The organism is Bradyrhizobium sp. P5_C11_2 (assembly GCF_054049755.1).
Window position 1 is genome coordinate 42401 of the sequence record NZ_JBFULT010000001.1, and the last position, 18711, is coordinate 61111.

Here is an 18711-nt window from a genome sequence, read left to right on the forward strand (position 1 = left end):
ACCTATCGACCTGAGCGGTGTGCTGCCCTTATCAGCTCGTCGCGTGCGCCCTTCGCCATAGTGAAGCCGACCAATGGATCATCTTTGTTGCGACGGCCCAGTTAACCGAGCCGAATGTGCGACAGACAAAGCGTCGTCCGAAAGAGCTATGCAGGCCGAGAGTATGAAAATCTGGGTTGTGCTCTGAAATTCCGAGCCAACCACTTGACGCCGGGAACAAATTAGATCGTCGGTGTGCTCACCCTCGAAAAGGAGCACGACATGGACGATAACACAGCAAGCCCGCCGAGCAAATCGACTGAACTGGCTGCCGACATCGTGGCAGCCTACGTGTCGAACAACAGCCTTCCGGTTGCCGAACTCCCGACCCTGCTTACCAGCGTCTACTCCGCACTGTCTAGCCTCGGCCAGGGCGGCGCATCCGAAGCGCCTGCGCGCGAAAAGCTCACGCCGGCTCAGATCCGAAAGTCCGTCACGCCGGACGCCATCGTGAGCTTCATTGACGGCAAGTCGTACAAGACGCTGAAGCGTCACCTCAGCGGCAACGGGATGACCTTTGAGGAGTACCGCGAGCGCTTCGGCCTACCACGGGATTACCCGTCTACGGCCCCCAGCTACTCGGCTCAGCGCTCCGCGCTCGCCAAGAGCCTCGGCCTCGGGCAGCAGCGGCGCAAGGCGGTTGCGAAGGTAGCGGACACGACCGAGACCGTTGCCGAGGCGCCGAAGGCTCGCGGCCGGAAGAAGGCTGCCGCGCCTGCAGAGAAGCCGGGCAAGGCTCGCAAACCGAAGAAGGCAGCTGCTGAATGAGCTGACACTCGTAAGTTGGTGGGACCGGGCAAGTCCCTGGTCGGCCGCCTCTGCGGCGCGCAGCTGGCGACCCTCGTGGATAGCCTTGCGGGTCAGGCCAAGGTCCGTGACAAACGGCAAAGCGTTCCCGTCTGGAACGCTTTTCGGCCGGCTAGTCTCAGCGCAGCGCCTCGGCATCCCCTGCCCTATCGATGACTTAGACCCGAGTGGTCTGAGTTAGAAGTCAGTGTGCAGAAGCTGCCGACATTAGTGCTGGCTCGCCCATTTTAGACGGCATGCGGGCGCGGCTTAAGCGTGAAATCGTTGAGCTTGGATTTCGGGCTGGCGTCCGTGATGGCGAGTTCGCCCAGTCGCTTCTCGATCGTCATGCGCAACTGTCGGATAATCCTCTCGACGCATTGGAAATGGTCGCGTTCTATCTCACCAGACGCCAGCCGTTCCAATAGCTCCTCCATCATAAGCTCGAGTTCTTCGTCGGCAGGGCGAAGCTGATCGACTGAGCCGACCTTGGCGAGTCTCATGAGTTCGACCAAGCGAAGGAGCTTCACTCGCGCATCCTCACTGCGGCGCAACCTGCCCCTCGACACGATCCAACCCGTCAGCGGCGTCAAAACGGCAAACACCATTGCGCCCAGCCAATAATAATTGAGCGTCTCGTCCAGTAGGCTTTCCTGTTCGCCGTCAAGATAGGCGAGTGTCCCGGGATGGACCGGCAGGAGCGAGGACCGCTCAGTATCCGGAGCCTCCATCTGAGACGCCGCCGGAAGCCCAGCGATGAGCTTCGCTTTCGTTGTCATCAGGAGTCGCGTGAGCTCGCCGGCCACCCGGTCGGGCAAAGAAGGGCGCGAGACGAGCAGGATGCGCACCGCGAAGGTGTTGAGTGTCTCCTCAGGTTCGGTCGGCGTCCCACCAAAGGTTCCCTGCTTGACCTCGACCGACTCGTAGGTCGGCCACTGGGCGACAATGGCCTCCGCTTCTGGGATGTCCAAGTACGAGGGTTTATCCTTGAAGCTCTTCCGAATGGAGGCGAAAGCGCCCGGGATTGGTCCCTCCCCGAGGGGCCCGGTGACGATCGCGGCAACGACGCGCTTCGCCTTCAGCGCAGGGCCGAACTCCTGCTGCGGCATCTCGATCAGGTCTGTCGCACGCAGCCCGAAGAAACTCGTGAAGGCTTTAAGTAGTCCGGCATCGCATCCCGGGCCCACCGCGAGCTTCTTGCCCGCGAGGTCACTCACGCTCTCGATCTTCGATGCCGGCGGCAGGAGGATTGCTATGCCAACCTGCCGCAGCACAAAGATTGTTCGTCCGTGTGCTGCTGCCTCAGCATCGCTCCGCGCGACTGCGAGATCGACCCGATTGGCCGCAAGGTCGTTTGCGCTCTGGGCGAGGCTCTCCGTTGGCAGTGGCGCCAAGCGGACGAGGGGATGCTCCGCAGAAATTTCGCGGATAAATCCCGCGAGGACCTTCTGTCCGTCGCTCCCGATGGGACCGGTCGCGAGTGTCAGGGTATATCGCCCGGAAATCAGCGATGGATAGAGAGTTACGACATAGGCGCCAGCGATCGCAACTGCTGCGAGGCAGGCCACTGATGCGACAGCCCGGAGCCAGCGACTCCTCATGAGCCTGCCCAGCTAAGCGCGTTCGAGATCGGCCAGACGCATCTGGCCTTAGCCGTGTATACCGGATCTATGTCATAGACAAAGACCGATAGGCCATCCGCGGTCCAAAATATCACGACCTTTCTCGCCCGGACCCTGCCGTCCACCAATTTCCCCTTTGAGCTCGTTCGGCAAAGATTGACAGCGTCGAGGTTTGAAGCTCAACGGCTCAGTTCAGCGGCGTCCGTCTTGCCTGCGGCCTTCCGTTAGCTCAGGAAAAGCTCCGCCTCAGTCTCGCACCTCCAGCGTACTATGCTTGATCGGACGAGACACTGACGTACGACCAGGTTCGCTCGGAGCACTTGCAGGACTTGAAGCGGAGCCAAGAAGGCCGAAGATCGGCAGACCGCTCAGGAAGAGGGGCGCCCAGGCCTGCCGCGTCTTGCGGCCCGTCACGGCCAGGAACGGCGTCAGCCACGTATCAAGATCCAGCCTGAATGAAGCGTCTCCATCTTCGCCTCCGCCTGTCCGGCGTCCGCAGAATGCGCCCCTCGCCGATAATCAGCATCCGCTCTGAAAGTGGCGGCGTCTAAGGAACATCTATTCAATCATCTCTACCTCAGCTACATTGTAGCTGAATCGATCTTCAGTTTAAGGGGACGATCACGGAGGAGGAACGAGATGGGCAAGCTACCGATTGCTCTGGGAATGAGCGCATGCTTTGTTGTCGGTGCTCACGCCGCTGAGACTCCAAAATCCGGGGAAGATGCATACACAAGCAGCTTCGTGGTCGTCGCGACGAACACGATGAAATCTGGAGATAAGAACGTCGTTTACCTCGAATTGAACGGCATCACCACCAATGATGCGGGTGGCCAGATGTTCAACAATGTGGGGACGCGTTGCATGGGGTTACGGGAGATGACCGGAAGTGCCGTCCATTCCCGCGGCTCATGCGTCGATGTCGATACCGATGGTGATCAGTTCTATTCCGATTTTGACGCCGACGCCAAAGGCGGTGTCCACACCTTCACAGGCGGTACGGGTAAGTACAAAGGGCTCACGGGGTCGGCGCCCTATACCTACACGAATTTGAAGGGTCCGGAGGGCGCCAACCGCATGTTCATCGTCCGGCATAAGGCCAAGTGGCAATTGCCCAACAGCTAACGCGCCGCGATATCGTCTGTGTCGTGCAACAAGACGACCGCTCTGAAACACTCCGGTCGTCGGCCCTTCGTGCATCGGTCAAGCCCGACGGACAGCGCAGCGGCCGTCCCGTCTACCGCTTGAGCAGTGCATTGGCCGCCCTCGGCCTGCGCGATCGCCGCGACCACGGCACCCTGCCCAAACCGAAACGCCCGGTGCCGCGGGCGACCGATCCGCTCGTCGTCGTATTCCTGGGGCGCGTCGCACAGCGCGGTACGCATCCTGACCTGTCCGCGCCGCTCCTGACGGTCGCAGATGCCGCCGAGATCTATGCCGTGCCCGAGCAGACCATCATCACGTGGCTGCACGCCGGCGCGCCCGTCGCACAGGCCGCGGTGATTGGCAGACGGGAGAAGGCGTCCTGCTGAACGGCGCCGCCCTGCTCGATTGAGTCGCCTTGCTCGCGGCCTGGTGCGGCAACGACATGGAAGCTCGCCGCCGCCTCGGGCTGACCGAGCTATTTTGAGGCTACCAAGCCTCATTAGCCTCGGTAAAGCGCCTCAACTTCCACCTATCGCGCGTTCCTGATCCGGCGCGCAAACTGAAGCTCGCTCAAGGCGCTAAGCGCTTGATCTTGAAGCGGTCGAGGAGCAATCAGCACTCATCCGCAAGCTGTTCACATACACACTATCTGTCAGATTGCTTCGGCCTGCAATAAGTACTTATGTTATCATTAGCAAATTGTTAACTTTATACATTTCATGAAAAAAGCAGTATTCTGTATTCTGGCGGCCTCTCCCATGCGTCTGTCGATCAAATCTGCTCTAGCCGGTCTGTTCGGACTGGCCGCCGTGATCTCCGCTGGCCAGGGCCTGCTCAGTATCCGGGATCTTTCCGAAATCCGGCAGAACGTCAGCGACGTCGGCGCGGTGCGCCTTCCCGCCGTCAACACGGTCAACCGCATCAACACCGCCATCCGCGACTACCGGGTCAAGCTCTACCGGTTCGTCGTCGCCTCCAACACGCCTGATGCCCAAGCGGCCAACAAGACGGGGCTCAGCGCCGCTGCAGATGTCATCGCGCAGCTCCGGCGCGAGTACGAGCTGATGATCAGCTCCGCCGAGGAGAGGGTGTTCTATGACCGCTTCTCTGCGGCCTGGGCGCAGTACCTGAGGGACCAGCGCCCGCTGCTGGATGCCATGGAGGGCAGCCGTAAAACGGAAGCTCTGTCCTCGCTGATCGCGCCTGAACTGGCGCAGTTGGCCAAGGAAGCGAGCGACGCCCTGCAGGAGGATGTCAGCTTCAACAAGCAGTCCGCAGAGACCGCAGTGAGCGCCAGCATTGCGAGCGCCGACGCAGCCACCCGCACCGCCTACGTCGCCATGGCTGTCGCTCTGCTGGCTTCCCTCGGCGCGGCTCTGTTCAGCCTCTTCGGCATCGCGCGCCCCATCGAGCGCATGACGTCAGCGATGGGCGTGCTAGCGTCCGGCGACGCGACCATCGCGGTTCCCAGTGTCGGCCGGCAGGACGAGATCGGCGCGATGGCGTCTGCCGTTCAGGTGTTCAAGGACAACCTGATCCGCACGCGTCAGCTGGAGGCGGAGACGGCGCTCGCCCGTGCCTCTGCCGAGGAGCAGCGCAAAGCCGGCATGCGCCAGATGGCCGACGGTTTCGAGCAGGCCGTGGGTGGGATTGTCGGCATGGTCTCCTCTTCAGCCACCGAGCTGCAGGCCACGGCTCAGACCATGACCGCGACCGCCACGCAGACCGCCAGCCAGTCCACCACGGTCGCGGCCGCCGCCGAGGAGGCCGCCTCGAACGTCAACACGGTTGCCGCCGCCGCCGAGGAGCTGGGCTCGTCCGTGCAGGAGATCGGTCGTCAGGTGACCGGCTCGGCTCAGCTGGCCCGCACGGCCGTGGATGAGGCCAGCCAGACGGCCGCACTCGTGCAGGAACTCAGCGGTGCTGTGGCCAGGATTGGCGACGTAGTCGGCCTGATCTCGACGATTGCTGGCCAGACCAACCTCTTGGCTCTGAATGCCACGATCGAAGCAGCGCGTGCTGGCGAGGCGGGTAAGGGCTTTGCGGTGGTCGCCTCCGAGGTGAAGGAGCTGGCCAACCAGACCGCCAAGGCCACGGAGGAGATCTCCGGCCAGATCGCCCGGATCCAGGGGTCGACGGGTCAGGCGGTGTCGGCCATCGGCTCGATCAGCGCGCGCATCCAGGAGATCAGCAGCGTGGCCACCTCGATCGCGGCGGCGGTGGAGGAGCAGGGCGCGGCCACGCAGGAAATCGTGCGCAACGTCGCGCAGGCGGCGCAGGGCACCGGTGAGGTGACAAGCAACATCGCCGGTGTGGCGGGCGCGGCCGAGGAGACCGGTGCGGCCGCCAGCCAAGTGCTCGGGGCGGCCTCCGAGCTTTCGCGCCAGTCCGAGCAACTCGCCGCCGAGATGAGCCGCTTCCTCGCAACCGTGCGCGCCGCCTGAGGTCACCATGGCCGAGATCCAAATCCTGCCCGCCCGCCTTCCTGGAGCAGATCAGACCGCGATGCGCTCGCCGCCCTAACCCAGGCTGAGGCCGACACCCGCGACGCTGAGCGGCAGCTCTGGGAGGACACGGACGCTTTGCAGGTACTACGCCAGCAACTGTGGGAAATCCGGCGGTCAGGCGGCCCGTAGACGCGCCCCGCATGAGAGCTACGGGATTGAGATCGGTTACGGTCGAGCCAGTCACGAGAAGCAGTCAGAGCTGACCGAGCTACTGCCGCTGTTTCCCAATCAGGCCTGGCATTCTCAGGCTGTTGAGGTAGGCGCGCTGGAGCGGACACCAGAAAGCGGCGCCGCTCTCGCGGATCTGAGCCGTGTCCTCAGCCTCGGCAGTATCGACCGCTCGCAGCAGCCGATCCTTGCCGTAGCGGGCGAGCGCTTGGTTGAACAACCCGCTCCCGATCTCCTGAAGCTGGGCTTGGTCGACGGCGTAGAACGGCGCGCAATTCCGGCCGATGAGGGTCACGCGGACGATCATCTGCGCTGCTTGGGCGAGGCGAGCGGCGTCCTGCGCTACCAAAGCAGTTGGCGGATCAGCGGGTCCGGCAACGGCGCTGCCGCTGATGAGCGTGAGGACGATCAGCGTGCAGCGTGCTCGTGAGAGGCGACCGAGGATACGTGACCGAGAGCACCTAGGAGCAACACCTTGGGGTGCGGGCTCCTCCTGCGGATCGTAGGTCTGGCTGTGCTGCCCGGGCATGCACGCAAGATGGCGAGCGCCGGGGCGGCTGTCGAGGCGTCAGGCACCCCTTTGCAGACCACCACTCGAGCGTTCGCAGGCGCGATCCTACACGAGATGTTTTTGCGATGGTGACCGCATTGGCGCCGATCGCTCCAGTTCTTATCCGTCAGAGATCACCGAGAGCCGCAAGGAGTGTGTGCTGCGGCGCAGTGAACCGCCCCGGGTTTCCCGGAGGCCGTTTGGTTTGGGTCAGGCGGCCAAGGCTTGGACCTCGGTCTGGGCAAAATAGCGCGCTTCGGCCTCGGCGGGAGGGACGTTGCCGATGGGTTCGAGTAGCCGGCGGTGGTTGAACCAATCCACCCATTCGAGGGTGGCAAACTCGACGGCTTCGAACGAGCGCCAGGGTCCACGCCGGTGGATCACCTCGGTCTTGAACAGGCCGATCACCGTCTCGGCCAGAGCATTATCGTACGAGTCGCCGACGCTGCCGACGGAGGGTTCGACCCCCGCCTCGGCGAGACGCTCGGTGTAGCGGAGGCTCACGTATTGCGACCCGCGGTCGGAGTGACAGACGAGGCCGCTGCCGGCGAAGGGGCGGCGCTCGTACAGGGCCTGCTCCAGAGCATCGAGCACGAAGTCCGCTCGGGCCGAACGTGACACGCGCCAGCCGACGATCCGGCGGGCGAAGACATCGATCACGAAGGCGGCGTAGACGAAGCCGTCCCAGGTTGCGACGTACGTAAAATCCGCGACCCACAGCCTGTTCGGGCACGCGGCCTTGAACTGCCGGTTGACCCGGTCGCGTGGGCAGGCTGCGGCCGGATCGGGGATCGTCGTCCGGACCGACTTGCCCCGCACCACGCCCTTCAAACCCGTCGCTCGCATTAGCCGAGCGACGGTGCAGCGGGCGGCCACGATCCCCTCGCGGGCGAGTTGCCGCCAGACCTTGCGCACACTGTCGACGCGAAAGTTCGCCTCATAGACGCGCCGGACCTCGATCATGAGCGTCGCGTCCCGTTTGGCTCGGGCCGGCAGCGTCTCGGGGGCAGCCCGTCGCGCGACATGGGCATGGTACGTCGACGGGGCGATCGGCAGGACCTTGCAGATCGGCTCGACCCCGTAGAGCGCACGATGATCGTCGATGAAGGCGATCATGACCGGGACCGGCGGTCGAGCTCCGCCATCGCAAAATACGCGGATGCCTTGCGCAGGATCTCGTTCGCCTGCCGGAGTTCGCGAACCTCCCGCTCCAGGGCCTTGATCCGCTCGCGCTCGTCCGTGGTCGGTCCGGCCCTCTGGCCCTGATCGCGCTCGGCTTGGCGAACCCAGTTCCGCAGCGTCTCGCCCGAGCAGCCGATCTTGGCGGCGATCGACTGCATCGCGGCCCAGGGTGAGCTGTGCTCGCCCTGATGCTCCCGGACCATCCGGACAGCCCGCTCGCGGACCTCAGGGGAAAACGGTGGGGTATGCTTCGTCATGGCTCCAGTCTCTCAAGAGTTGGAGCCTCCGGGAAACCCGGGGCGGTTCACAAACATCCGAAGGTGCGCGCCTGGCTCGCCTGGCATCCGCGCTAGACGTTCCACTTCACCCCGACCTCGGCCTCGTGGGTCAACGCGGTCGAGGGCTTCTTCTCAGCGCTGACCCGTCGTCGGCTGCGGCGAGGCTCCTTCACCGGCGTCGTCGATCTACAGGCGGCCATCAAACCCTATATCGCCGAGCACAACCGACGCGCCCGACCTTTCGTCTGGACCAAGCCCGCCACCGACATCATCGCAGCCGTCAGCCGATCTCCTGAACCATCCGTCTGAGTCAGTGAGCTATGCACCTGTCCAGGATAGCTGTTTGGCAGCCACGTAGAAAATTGTTCTACTATTTTGAAGTGCTCCTGCGTTTTCACACAGCCTCCACCCGTTGGAGATGTTCGAAAAGTCCGCTTCTGGGGCGGCCGGCTTCAGCCCTCAGGCAAACTGGCCGGGGCTGGTGATGTTGGCAGCGGTCATCCTCTGCTTCCTGGCAGCGGCTGCATTCTGATATGGGGGTTTCGCCTCGCGCAAGGCGTAGCTGGACCTGGAAGCCCCTCAACGTCGCGAATGTGGCAGGCCGCCTAATAAATCTGCCCCGGGTTCACAGACGGCGTTCGCTGACAAGGCAGCCTGCATCATCAATGACGCCCTGCCAAGCCGCCTTACGGGTCCGAATCGTCACGCGCCAACAGCCCTCGTCAGCCTCTTTCCCGGCCTCGATGCGGCTGGTGACGAGCCCAAGGCGCATCTCGTGCCGGAGGTGCCCGGGATTGATCCCCAGCTTGGAAGCAAGCTGCTCGGGATCAATCACCCAGTCGCCATGCGTGTCACGTTCGAAGTGCATGGCTTGGTGCCTTCCCGGCTCGGAAGGCGCCGAGCGTTCAAGCCCTCGGGCGGGCGGGGTCCACATGGCGCTTCCAGATCAGGCTTCAGCAACTTGCCTAGAATAATCTCCATCCCGGCTATGCAACCACGCCTCGCACCCCTATCGGACGGGCTCTGAAGCAGTGAGTAAGATGCAGCGCTAATGCTGGCTCGATGCCTCCTGATCTATCTTAGCCGCGAGAATGAAGTCGTTCTCGTGCAATCCCTTTATTTTGTGGGTCTGAAGCGAAACCGTGGCGTAGCCCCAACCGAATGTGATGTCTGGATGATGGCCCTCGCGCTCGGCGAGATCTGCCACACGCTGCACAAACCTAAACGCGTCGGCAAAGCTGCCGAATTCAAACCGTCGCTCGATGCGGCGCGCGTCATCGAGCAGGGCCCAAGCGGGCGTCTGTCGGCGATGATCTTCAGCGTCATCGGGCGCAAGCGGCGGGATCCCGCCTTGGCAGGGTGTGCAGGTTTTCGTGACCAGTTGTTCAGGATGTGCGGACATGGAGCAACCCTCCAGGACCGATCCAGTTTACCATCTTTTCCCCACTTCGGAACCTCCCGCCTCATCCCTTCGCGACCGGGGCGGAGTTCCGTCGCTGATTGCCGGCAGGCGGAGATCAACGTATCGGCGATGGTGATGCCCAGGCCATCAGCCCGCACCGCCAAGTCAGAGCCGTCRGCTGTTAGCGGTGGCGCCGATCTACAGAACCTGCTGGCTTAGAACGCGCCGCGAGACGAGGCTTGGACACCTTCGCTCGTTGTGCCGGTTCAGCAGGGACGAGCAACTTCGGAGCGTCACCGAAGGCCCGGTGACGTATCTTGAGAGCCACCTGCGTCCATAGAAGTTTTGCCGCCCGATCTCCTCTTGCTCGTGCTTGCTGAATTCTGTCGCAAGCCACTCTGAACGCGTCGTTGCCGTAGAGCTCGATGAGGCTTACTACATCCAATCTAACCGCCTCGCTAACCAAGTCTCGAGGGCTGTGTAGGCCGTTCTCGAGCCGCAACATCGAGCCCTCCTAGGCGCGCAATCGGCGTTTTTCTATGATAGCCTGTGTCACGAAAAAAGGCATCACAGGTATTTTTATAGCTAAGATGTTTGCCACACAGTCGGGAGGATCTCCGCATGTCGGGCCACTCTATTCATGTGAAGCTAGACGGCAGAACCTACTCGGGCACCTTCAAGGTTGACCGAAACCTGATGACCGTGACCACAACATACGGCAAGAAAACCGCTCCAGTAGAAAAGGCGCAACATACGTAATTACCCACCCCTCATAAATTTCGAAAGGCCAATTGCATCAGTATGTTGGCATGCGACTCAAATTTCCCGCCCGTGAGGGTCCGGAACCTTTGAAAGCGAAATTTCGGAACAAAACAGTATAAACGCGAAATCTGCTATGGCAGACGCGGTGATGCACCAGTAAGTACGGATAAAGGCGCCGCAATTACTATAACCGCAGGAACCGCGAAAATCTGGCCTAACCCGTTGGTCCCGAATGGTAAATCCCACTTAAGGGCGGGGGTGAGTAATAACCAACATACGGCTCTTGCACAAAAGCTTTTAGCAGATCTTATACAGCTGGAAAAAGCACGGAAGGGTTCGACCCTGTGATCACTATGGCGGACGCTCCGGAGTTTCCGCCATCAACGTTCGTGAATCGCCCAACAGTAGCTATAAGACTACCCGGCGAGGGCAGTAAGCGTCGCCGACACGCTGGACGACATGAAGCCGTGGGTGCGGAGCATAGTTTTTCGAGAGCGTTGGGAACGGTAAAGGTGTACAGGACATCAGGCGCTGCAGTCCACGCTCTTCACGGCACGAGCATTTTCGCAGCAACCTTCAAAGCGCGACCATGCAGTGATGTAAAATCACGATCCAATCTCTTATAGAAACCCTTTTCCTATGGCTGAAACCACATTCCCAAAACGAAATTTTAATATTGTTCCGTTCGTTGATGTCGAAAACATGATGCAGCTCGTCACCGCGATCGGTGTCGAACGATTTATTGTGGAACTAGCCGATTGCATCAGTGAAGATTTCCGGCGCTGGCACCTCTTTGATAAAACGCCACGCGTYGCATCGCACAGCCCAGATGGCGTTATCGAGCTCATGCCGACGAGCGATGGATCAAAATATGGATTTAAATACGTCAACGGTCATCCGAAGAACTTTCGCCAGGGCCGTCAGACGGTGACGGCCTTTGGCGTTCTAGCTGACGTGGGTAATGGATACCCGATGCTGTTGACGGAGATGACCATTCTCACTGCACTGCGCACGGCAGCAACCTCAGCTCTGGCGGCCAGCCATCTCGCCAAGCCCGGTGCGCGCACGATGGCACTTGTCGGCAATGGGGCGCAAGCCGAATTCCAAGCGCTGGCCTTCAAGGCGTTGCTCGGTGTCGATCATTTACGCCTGTATGACATCGACCCAACCGCGACGACCAAATGTATGCGCAACCTCGCCGGGCTCGGCTTCGACATGACGTCCTGCAGGACTGCCGCGGAGGCGGTAGAAGGGGCAGACATCATCACGACAGCTACGGCCGACAAGCAAAACGCCACGATCCTCAATGACAACCTGATTGGGGCCGGCGTTCATATCAATGCAGTTGGCGGGGATTGTCCGGGCAAGACCGAGCTGCATCGCGATGTGCTGCTGCGCTCAGATATCTTTGTCGAGTATGCCCCGCAGACCAGGATCGAAGGCGAGATTCAGCAACTGCCACTCGGGCACCCCGTGACAGAGATTTGGCAGGTGATAGCCGGTTTGGCGCCAGGCCGCCGTGACCCGCAACGGGTTACGATCTTCGACTCAGTTGGCTTTGCGGTCGAAGATTTCTCAGCTTTGCGCTATGTGCGACACAAGCTGGAGGCGTTTCCGTTCTACGGAAATCTCGATCTGCTCGCCGACCCGGATGATCCGCGCGATTTGTTCGGAATGTTGTTGAGATGGAAGCATAGCAGCTGAAGCAGTGACCTTGACCGCCGCTGTGGAACGTTTCCGTCAGGAATCCAACGGGAACCCCGGCGGTGGCGAGGAAGTAGCTGCTGCGCTCGTGTTTTGGCTTGGCCTTCCTTGCATATGAGCGGTAACGCATTGGGTGTGTTGCCGTCTTTCAGCAGGTCTCGGGGGCGCCCGTCTGGACCGACGAGAAGGCGAGCGCCGCGTTTGTTCCGCTACGTCAGAAACCAGTTGAACAGCAGGATGAGTATGGTCGTGACGATATAAATGAGGGTGTTGCCGCGCCAAGCTGGGGCTGTCGGCTCGTTACTCCGCGGCACGGTCACGCCGGTCAGCGCGCCGCACATCGGGCAGATCCTCGCCGTCGCCTCAATCCACTGACCGCAAGACTGGCACTTCGGCATGGCTCAGCCCTTTCGGCCCGAGCAGCGATCGGGAAGATATGGGGCAGCAGTCTCACAGGCTCATGCGCGGAGTGTCATACAGTCCCAGTGGCGGCACCGAGTAGGCCGACCCTGCGCGGGCGAGGAACGCGACACAGTCGCTCTCGCGGCGAAACGCGATCCGAACCCTGTCAGGATCGCACCAGCCCCAGACCCAATCTTCGCCACAGATTCCGAGCGCCCAGGCTCCGGCGAGACAATCGCTCGGATCCTCGCTCGGGCAGGGAGCCGCCACGACGTGCCGATATTCGGAAAATGCATCTGACATGGCTGAACTCCCGCGAAGCTGGAGCTGCGCCGTATTGCGCTACTTTACACTAAGTTTTGAACGAAGTCATCGAGCCCTGGGGCGCGCGCTGATCACCTTTTCGCGGCTTTCTTCACGCATCCAGCTTGAGCCTTAGGAGCTGCGGATTGTAGATGCGCTAGCGGTGGAAGCTCAGCTCAGGCCGCGGATCGGGGACGAACTGCATGCCCTCGACGACGTCGAGCTCGGTCTCGGCGGTCTTCGCCTCCTCGACCGTGATCACGCCCTCGTTGCCCACCTTCTGCATGGCGTGGGCGATCATCTCGCCGATCTCCTTGTCGCCGTTGGCCGAGATCGTGCCGACCTGGGTGGCGGACAGCTTTTATGCTATGCTCGGCTCGTGCGAGCTTTCGGACTTCTGGGATCGCATCCACGGCCGGTTCAAAGCTATGAGCGCCCGACTGCCAGTATCCGAGACACCCCCTATCGACCGGAGTGTCAGCATGACCGAGATGCACATCACCCATTTCCGCGTCCTTGAGGCGATGGCGGCCGTGGAGCGCGAAGTCGGAGACCGGCTCGGCTTCGGGCCAGCGCGTTCGCTCACGCAAGAGATGGCGGTGTACCTGGGCGCCGAGGCCGCGGTTGAGGCGTGGGCAATTGTCAAGCACGGTCAGCCGGAGCTGGAGCCTCGCAACGGCCTGGAACAGCTGTGCTCCGAGTTCATCGTGCTCCACGACGCCGAGACCGCGAGTTGGGCGCACTAGCCGCATAGGCAGTCTGGCCGTTGAAGTCGCCGCGAGCTTCTCGCTTCAGCTTGAGGGCGAGGAGGATCATGGGCCGGCTCCGGAGCGGAGCGGCAAGTTGGGGCGGTACGCCTGCCGACCCATGAACGCGAGCCTGTTCCTGTTTGCGACAGGCCCTTCCTGCGGGCGTCCTGACCTGACGCCTGAGTTTCCGCAGCACGCTCCGCAGCTGGGTATCACCCCACGTTCTCAGGCGCCTGCTGCAGGCCCAGCCAGCCCTCCACCTTCGCAGCCAGGAAATCGGTTCGCTTCTTTGCCGGGGTACCGGGGCCCCGCGCCGCGTCCAACCGGCTCGCCGCCTCGTCCAAGCCGAGCGGATCTGCCTGCCGCCCGATGGCGAGCGCACCTTCGAGGACGCGCAGCGCTTTATCAAACTGGGAAGGGCGTGGGAGATAGGGATCGGGATCCATCTGCGTGCTGATATAGCTGGCTCGCTCGCGCTCAATCTCCGGTGTGTCCGCACAAGCCAGCCGCGTCACGAACGGCATCAGGCGCCACCGCTGTGTATCGGTCGCCTCATCGTTCAACTGCATGGCGAGTTGGCAGATCGGGCGCGAGAAGCAGTCCGGCATGCAACGAACTGAGACGATGCGCCGGTACGGAAAGCCGCACGCCACGAGCGCCGCCTCGTTGATGCAGGTGCCACCCTCAGTGCCCGGAAAGTTGTGCGAGCCGCGAAGAAGCTTCCAGTTCAGGATGTGATCGAAGTCGCTCATGGTGGCTAACTCCGTAGCCGCCCCCGAACTGAACTTCCTCCCGCGCAGCTCCGCCGTCAATTGCGGTGATGCGGTCTCAACGAAGGGAGTATCGGCATGCGCAGCGTCGCCCGCGCGATGTGGTGCGGCTTGGAGACCTTCAGCAAGATGATGCTTGTCCTTCTGGCCCGCCGGCGAGCGATAACTGCTGGCTATGTCATAGGTCAGAATGGCAAACGCCCCAGGGAGCGGGGCTCCTGGGGCGCTTCCTGATTAAGCGGCCAGTCTGATCGGGCTGGGGATGCTTAGATCAAGCTCGATTGCAGCGTCGCTTAGTACGAGCCGAACTTGTAGTTCAGGCCGGCGCGGACGACGGCGAACTCGTCGGCGCGCCGGCCGACGGGGTTGAAGACGGCCGGGACGTTGTTGAYGGTGTCGATCACGAACGCACCCTGGTTGCGGGTGTTGCGGTCGAGGTTCACGTACAAGCCTTCGATCTTCACCGTTACCGCCGAGGAGCGGAAGAAGTTCAGGAACGAGTCGTTGGCCAGCGCGAACTCGATGCCGCCGCCTGCGGTCCAGCCGGTGCGGAAGCTGTCGTTGCCGGCAAACCCGCCGAAGTTCCGGCTCGCGCTGCCGGAGCCATCCTCAGCGGGCCACGCTGACCTTTCTTATCGATTTCTGATCGCGCTTGTAGGCCGAGATAGCAGTCGAACACCCGAGCGACAGCTGCTTGAGCTTGACCCGGAAGCATGCTTCGACCTCGGGTCCGCCTGGAGGAAACTGACTGCAGTGTGCCAAGTAGTCGCCGGTGCAGCTCTGTTTGAGAGCCTCACGAGCAGGTGAGTGTTGGGCGAGCACTGCGACTGGAAACATCCCGAGAGCTAGCATCAGATAGGAACCTAGCATTCTCATCTCCAATCCTCCTGCTTGCAAAACCTAACCGTTAGAAGATGAGAGAGCACAGGGCGCAGAAAGCCATCTCGATAGCGAGCCGGGTGAATACGATCCAAACAGCCTCTCGATGGGATCCGCTTTCGGTCTGAACGGTGGCACGCGTGTCCATTTTAGCGCAAAATACGTGGGATTTTAATAAGGCTGGCCGAAACGATGGCTATTATTTCGTGTTCTTCCAAAGCAGCTTTGAGTCTCCAGGTTGCACGATTGCGCCAGTGCTCTAGCTAATTGGGCTGGCACACGAGCCGGACCTATTTAGCGTTTATATTTTTATTCGGCCCCATGCTCGTGAAGCTGCGGTTGCCCGATCGGCGAAGAGCAGCTGTTACAGTCTTGCACACGATGGCAACGGTCCTCACGGACCAGCCCTCCACGAGATGAAACGCCTTTCTTCTCAGGTGCATGCAACTGGGCGGCGACGCTGAACTGGTGGGCACTTTTACCGATTTAGAAGCGGTGATTATAGGGCGCGCGAAGGCCGCTTCGGTCGTGGCAAGAAGCACAAGAATGAGACCGTAGCGGAGCAGGGCAGAGACCCTGAGTTGTGGCACGATCAGAGTGTCGCGCATCACCGTCTCCCGGTACCCCAAAACAGCAAGCACCTGAGCGTTCATGCCGTCCCGCCAGATCAGCCATCAGCCGCCCGATGCGGTGGACCAGTCCCCTTATCCTACAATGCCGCCTTTATCGGTGCCCGCTGGCGTGCTCCGCCCAATTCAGGGCATCAGCGTGAGATCACGCGGAAAACCCGGTGCGAGTCGAGGTCGATGACGACCGCGCGGTCATCGGGAGATATGTAGTAGCCGTAGTAGCCAGTCGGGTTCAGCCCCGCGAGTGAAACATTCTGAAATGAACCCAACCCCAGCCAGCCGGGGATCACACTGCCTCGCCCGACGCGCACGCCACTCGGTTCGCTGTAGTGAGGTCCCGCATCGAACAGCGTTTGGATCGTCCCGCTCTCGTCACCCTGCATCAGAACGCCTTGATCCCCGAGATGCGGATTGACGCGCAGCACGAGCGGCTCAGCCAGCGCCAGCGAGCCAGTCAGAAGACCTGCCGTCGCAACGCCAACTGCGGTGAGCAGGCCCGTTGCGCGAGCGAGCATGGTAGACATGGTCTCCTCCCTAGATAAGTGGTGGGCGAACGCCGAGCCCGGCACCCTGATGTAGTATGGCCATAAGGATCCACGGTGCTTGATCACTCGGGACGCTCCGAGAACTTTCAATTCAAAATACCCAAGTAAACTTGGCTGTCATTGGCTTGGAACCGAGCCTCTCAAACGTAATCGCAACGGATCCAGTGTTCGGGGCAGGCAAAGGCTCTGTTTCCGAGGACGAGCATCGCCTCCCTACCTCGGCATCGCTCGTGTGATGAGTGTCGGCGGCCATTCGACCATGTTTTCGCCCCACTGCGAGCGAAGCATGGCAATTAACATGAGTGAGTCGCCCATCTTCGAAGTCCGGATTACGACGTGCGAGACGGGCAGCATCCTGCGCGCCGACCGAACGCGAGCTGGCTGCCAAGGCGGAAACTCTGATCCGCAGGGTTCATGCACGCGGCGAGCTGATCGGCTTCAGCATCAAAGGACCAAGCGCGGACGGCATAGGCCGGATCCAGGTGTATCTCGAGGATGTCCTGGTCGAGGTCGGGCAGGCCAGCAACTGACCCCATTCGTCTGCGGTCACGAAGCTCCACATCGCGGGCCGTGTGCGGCTCGTCGGATCAAGCGGGGCGTCCGGCCCGGCGTTAGTGTGCCCAACAGCAAAGGGTTGATGCTGCGCGGGCCCTAGGTCCGCCCCGATCACGCGGATTGGGCGCGGACTGCCTTCAGCACGTCCCGAGCAAGGAGACAGCCCCATGAACAAGATCCTTATCGCGGCAACGGGCATCGGCGCCCTGATCCTGACCAGCGTCACGGCGGACGCGCGCGGATTTCGCGGGGGGGGCGGCGGCTTCCGGGGCGGGGGCGGATTCCATGGAGCCGGGATGCGGGGCGGCGGCTTCCGAGGGGGCGGGTTCCACGGAGGGCGCGTGGCGGGTGGCTATCGCGGCGGCTTCCGGGGCGGATATGGCGGCTACCGGGGCGGCGTGGCGGGCTATCGTGGCGGGTATGGCCGCTACGGCTACAGAGGTGGGTATGGGCGCTATGGCTACCGCGGTTATGGCCTCGCGGCGGCCGGTGTCGGCGCGGCCGCCTATGGCGCGCACCGCTACTACGGCGGCGGGTGTGGCGCCTACAGCTACTACGACGCGAATTACGGCGGCTGCGTGCCCTACTGAGCGGTCGCGCCATCGTCCTACGGGTTTGGCCACCCTGGCGTGACCCAGTGCAGCCTGTGTCCCCGGCGTCCTCATCCAACCGGCCAACGGAGACGCCGGGCCGTGGCCAGAAGCGGTGCCGGAGGAAGTCTGGCTTGGGCTGCGCGTCCGCGCTCAGTAGACCCAGCGAAACCCCCGCCGTATCCGTTCGCGCCCCATCTGGCCGCCCTGGAGATGATTGCGAAACAGCCTGTCCATGGCATGCACCGCCAGGCCGTACTCACCCCTGCAGTTCTCTGCCCGCTCCTTAGGCAGGTCGCCGCGCTCGACCAGGTAGCCGAAGGCGCGCCGGTCCGAGCCGTATGCGAGGCAGAGCAGGTTGTATAGGCGCTGATAGAACAGGCCGTGATCATCTGCGAAGGTGGCTTTCTCCTGCTTGTCCTCCGCGCCGTAGCTCGTGAACAGGATGGAGCTGCCCGCGATGATCTGCCGGGCCTGGGCCGGCTTCAGGCGGAGCAGGACGAGCGCGGCGAACTGGTCGGCGGCGTCCTCCTCGCGGCCGAGCACAGGCACGTCCAGCAGATCGAACAGGGCGTGCCCAGTCTCGTGCAGGAAGACCTGTGCGAGCGTGCCGAACAGCGCGTCGTGATAGGTCAGGCCGGCGGGCAAGGTGGCCTTATCGGCCCTGTCCCGAACATCCTGGATGTATTCGTAGCAGACCGTGACCGAGCGGGTCTTGGGCTCGTACCAGGCGTTGCTCTCGCCGTCGCACTCGGACAGGCGCAAGGTCATGGCCCGCGGCAGCCGGACCATACCGATGATCTCGCGCAAGCCCTCAAGGACGCGGCGTGCGCGCATCTCCCGGTATATCTCCTGTGCCTGCGCGGTCTTCGGAACCTGGTAGACGGTCCGGATCGGGCTGCCTGTATCGGCCCGGGAGGCGCTGATCATCAGGGTGAAGGCTAACCCGGCGAGGGCAAGCGGCCGTGGCATCGTCCCGCCTCCAGGGCTTCGGGGCGTCGGCAACATCGGACAGCGCGACAACCCTGGCGGGACCCGCGCCCCTGCTCTCGGTCACCGTCTACGTCGCCTCACCCGCCCTAGAGGCGGGTGAGGCGAATCCTCACTCAGCCCTCGTCGTCGTCGTCATCGTCCATGAGCTCC

At 62.2% G+C, this 18711-nt stretch carries 19 protein-coding genes, 2 pseudogenes and 1 other annotated feature; of the genes and pseudogenes, 8 read left to right on the forward strand and 13 right to left on the reverse strand.

Annotation, left to right across the window (positions count from 1 at the left end; genetic code table 11):
- Window positions 1-261 precede the first annotated feature (261 nt).
- Entirely contained in the window at window positions 262-807 is a 546-nt protein-coding gene (locus ACXJL8_RS00215) for a MucR family transcriptional regulator (RefSeq protein ID WP_456684437.1), read from the forward strand.
- 266 nt (window positions 808-1073) lie between these two features.
- Here ACXJL8_RS00215 and ACXJL8_RS00220 read toward each other — a convergent pair whose 3' ends face one another.
- The gene (locus tag ACXJL8_RS00220) at window positions 1074-2393 is read right to left on the reverse strand and encodes a TAXI family TRAP transporter solute-binding subunit (protein ID WP_456684438.1); all 1320 of its coding nucleotides are present in this window, start codon (window positions 2391-2393) and stop codon (window positions 1074-1076) included.
- 693 nt (window positions 2394-3086) lie between these two features.
- Here ACXJL8_RS00220 and ACXJL8_RS00225 point away from each other — a divergent pair.
- From ACXJL8_RS00225 to ACXJL8_RS00235, 3 genes are all read left to right on the forward strand, one after another.
- A complete protein-coding gene (locus tag ACXJL8_RS00225; protein ID WP_456684439.1) occupies window positions 3087-3572 on the forward strand; it encodes a hypothetical protein in 486 nt (161 codons plus the stop codon).
- Window positions 3551-3979, forward strand: a complete 429-nt coding sequence (locus tag ACXJL8_RS00230; RefSeq protein WP_456684440.1) for a hypothetical protein — start codon at window positions 3551-3553, stop codon at window positions 3977-3979. Before ACXJL8_RS00225 ends, ACXJL8_RS00230 begins: the two co-directional genes overlap by 22 nt.
- 372 nt (window positions 3980-4351) lie before the next feature.
- Entirely contained in the window at window positions 4352-6037 is a 1686-nt protein-coding gene (locus tag ACXJL8_RS00235) for a methyl-accepting chemotaxis protein (RefSeq protein ID WP_456684441.1), read from the forward strand.
- A 271-nt stretch (window positions 6038-6308) separates the two neighbouring features.
- Here the strand turns inward: ACXJL8_RS00235 and ACXJL8_RS00240 are convergent, their stop codons facing one another.
- Together ACXJL8_RS00240 and ACXJL8_RS00245 are read right to left on the reverse strand one after the other, a co-directional pair.
- On the reverse strand, window positions 6309-6575 hold the full coding sequence (locus tag ACXJL8_RS00240) for a hypothetical protein (protein ID WP_456684442.1): 267 nt from the start codon (window positions 6573-6575) through the stop codon (window positions 6309-6311).
- A 453-nt stretch (window positions 6576-7028) separates the two neighbouring features.
- A protein-coding gene (locus tag ACXJL8_RS00245) for an IS3 family transposase (protein WP_456684443.1) occupies window positions 7029-8257 on the reverse strand; the annotation gives its coding sequence in 2 pieces (ribosomal slippage) (window positions 7029-7969 and window positions 7969-8257; 1230 coding nt in all).
- Window positions 7860-7976: a sequence feature (AL1L pseudoknot), on the reverse strand. Its footprint overlaps the gene before it by 117 nt.
- Before the next feature lie 42 nt (window positions 8258-8299).
- Here ACXJL8_RS00245 and ACXJL8_RS00250 point away from each other — a divergent pair.
- Window positions 8300-8587: pseudogene (locus ACXJL8_RS00250) on the forward strand (IS630 family transposase); the annotation flags it as partial.
- 316 nt (window positions 8588-8903) lie between these two features.
- Here the strand turns inward: ACXJL8_RS00250 and ACXJL8_RS00255 are convergent.
- Together ACXJL8_RS00255 and ACXJL8_RS00260 are read right to left on the reverse strand one after the other, a co-directional pair.
- Window positions 8904-9146 carry a DUF6522 family protein gene (locus tag ACXJL8_RS00255; protein ID WP_456684444.1) on the reverse strand — a complete coding sequence of 81 codons (243 nt, stop codon included), beginning with the start codon at window positions 9144-9146 and terminating at the stop codon, window positions 8904-8906.
- Window positions 9147-9326: 180 nt separating this feature from the next.
- Complete coding sequence (locus ACXJL8_RS00260) at window positions 9327-9680, reverse strand: 4a-hydroxytetrahydrobiopterin dehydratase (RefSeq protein WP_456684445.1); 354 nt, start codon at window positions 9678-9680, stop codon at window positions 9327-9329.
- Between the two features lie 1401 nt (window positions 9681-11081).
- Between ACXJL8_RS00260 and ACXJL8_RS00265 the strand changes: the two genes are divergently transcribed.
- The gene (locus ACXJL8_RS00265; RefSeq protein ID WP_456684446.1) at window positions 11082-12146 is read left to right on the forward strand and encodes an ornithine cyclodeaminase; all 1065 of its coding nucleotides are present in this window, start codon (window positions 11082-11084) and stop codon (window positions 12144-12146) included.
- 209 nt (window positions 12147-12355) lie between these two features.
- On the opposite strand, the gene ACXJL8_RS00270 is transcribed toward ACXJL8_RS00265, so the two are convergent.
- The 3 genes from ACXJL8_RS00270 to ACXJL8_RS00280 all read right to left on the reverse strand — a co-directional run bounded on the left by ACXJL8_RS00270 (window position 12356) and on the right by ACXJL8_RS00280 (window position 13152).
- Window positions 12356-12487, reverse strand: coding sequence for a hypothetical protein (locus ACXJL8_RS00270; RefSeq protein ID WP_456684447.1), 132 nt, complete (start codon window positions 12485-12487; stop codon window positions 12356-12358).
- Window positions 12488-12596: 109 nt separating this feature from the next.
- Window positions 12597-12851 (reverse strand): hypothetical protein, encoded by a 255-nt coding sequence (locus tag ACXJL8_RS00275; RefSeq protein ID WP_456684448.1) that lies wholly within the window; start codon window positions 12849-12851, stop codon window positions 12597-12599.
- A 157-nt stretch (window positions 12852-13008) separates the two neighbouring features.
- Window positions 13009-13152 (reverse strand): hypothetical protein, encoded by a 144-nt coding sequence (locus ACXJL8_RS00280; RefSeq protein ID WP_456684449.1) that lies wholly within the window; start codon window positions 13150-13152, stop codon window positions 13009-13011.
- Between the two features lie 181 nt (window positions 13153-13333).
- Between ACXJL8_RS00280 and ACXJL8_RS00285 the strand changes: the two genes are divergently transcribed.
- Window positions 13334-13597, forward strand: a complete 264-nt coding sequence (locus ACXJL8_RS00285) for a hypothetical protein (protein WP_456684450.1) — start codon at window positions 13334-13336, stop codon at window positions 13595-13597.
- 215 nt (window positions 13598-13812) lie between these two features.
- Here ACXJL8_RS00285 and ACXJL8_RS00290 read toward each other — a convergent pair whose 3' ends face one another.
- The 4 genes and pseudogenes from ACXJL8_RS00290 to ACXJL8_RS00305 all read right to left on the reverse strand — a co-directional run bounded on the left by ACXJL8_RS00290 (window position 13813) and on the right by ACXJL8_RS00305 (window position 16402).
- On the reverse strand, window positions 13813-14352 hold the full coding sequence (locus tag ACXJL8_RS00290; protein WP_456684451.1) for a hypothetical protein: 540 nt from the start codon (window positions 14350-14352) through the stop codon (window positions 13813-13815).
- A gap of 311 nt (window positions 14353-14663) precedes the next feature.
- Window positions 14664-14975: pseudogene (locus ACXJL8_RS00295) on the reverse strand (outer membrane protein); the annotation flags it as partial.
- Between the two features lie 564 nt (window positions 14976-15539).
- Window positions 15540-15902 carry a hypothetical protein gene (locus tag ACXJL8_RS00300; protein ID WP_456684452.1) on the reverse strand — a complete coding sequence of 121 codons (363 nt, stop codon included), beginning with the start codon at window positions 15900-15902 and terminating at the stop codon, window positions 15540-15542.
- 110 nt (window positions 15903-16012) lie between these two features.
- Window positions 16013-16402 carry a hypothetical protein gene (locus ACXJL8_RS00305; RefSeq protein WP_456684453.1) on the reverse strand — a complete coding sequence of 130 codons (390 nt, stop codon included), beginning with the start codon at window positions 16400-16402 and terminating at the stop codon, window positions 16013-16015.
- Between the two features lie 743 nt (window positions 16403-17145).
- On the opposite strand from ACXJL8_RS00305, the gene ACXJL8_RS00310 reads away from it, so the two are divergent.
- Window positions 17146-17568 (forward strand): hypothetical protein, encoded by a 423-nt coding sequence (locus ACXJL8_RS00310; RefSeq protein ID WP_456684454.1) that lies wholly within the window; start codon window positions 17146-17148, stop codon window positions 17566-17568.
- Window positions 17569-17721: 153 nt separating this feature from the next.
- Here the strand turns inward: ACXJL8_RS00310 and ACXJL8_RS00315 are convergent, their stop codons facing one another.
- Window positions 17722-18540, reverse strand: coding sequence for a DUF4344 domain-containing metallopeptidase (locus ACXJL8_RS00315; RefSeq protein ID WP_456684455.1), 819 nt, complete (start codon window positions 18538-18540; stop codon window positions 17722-17724).
- Window positions 18541-18711: the final 171 nt, after the last annotated feature.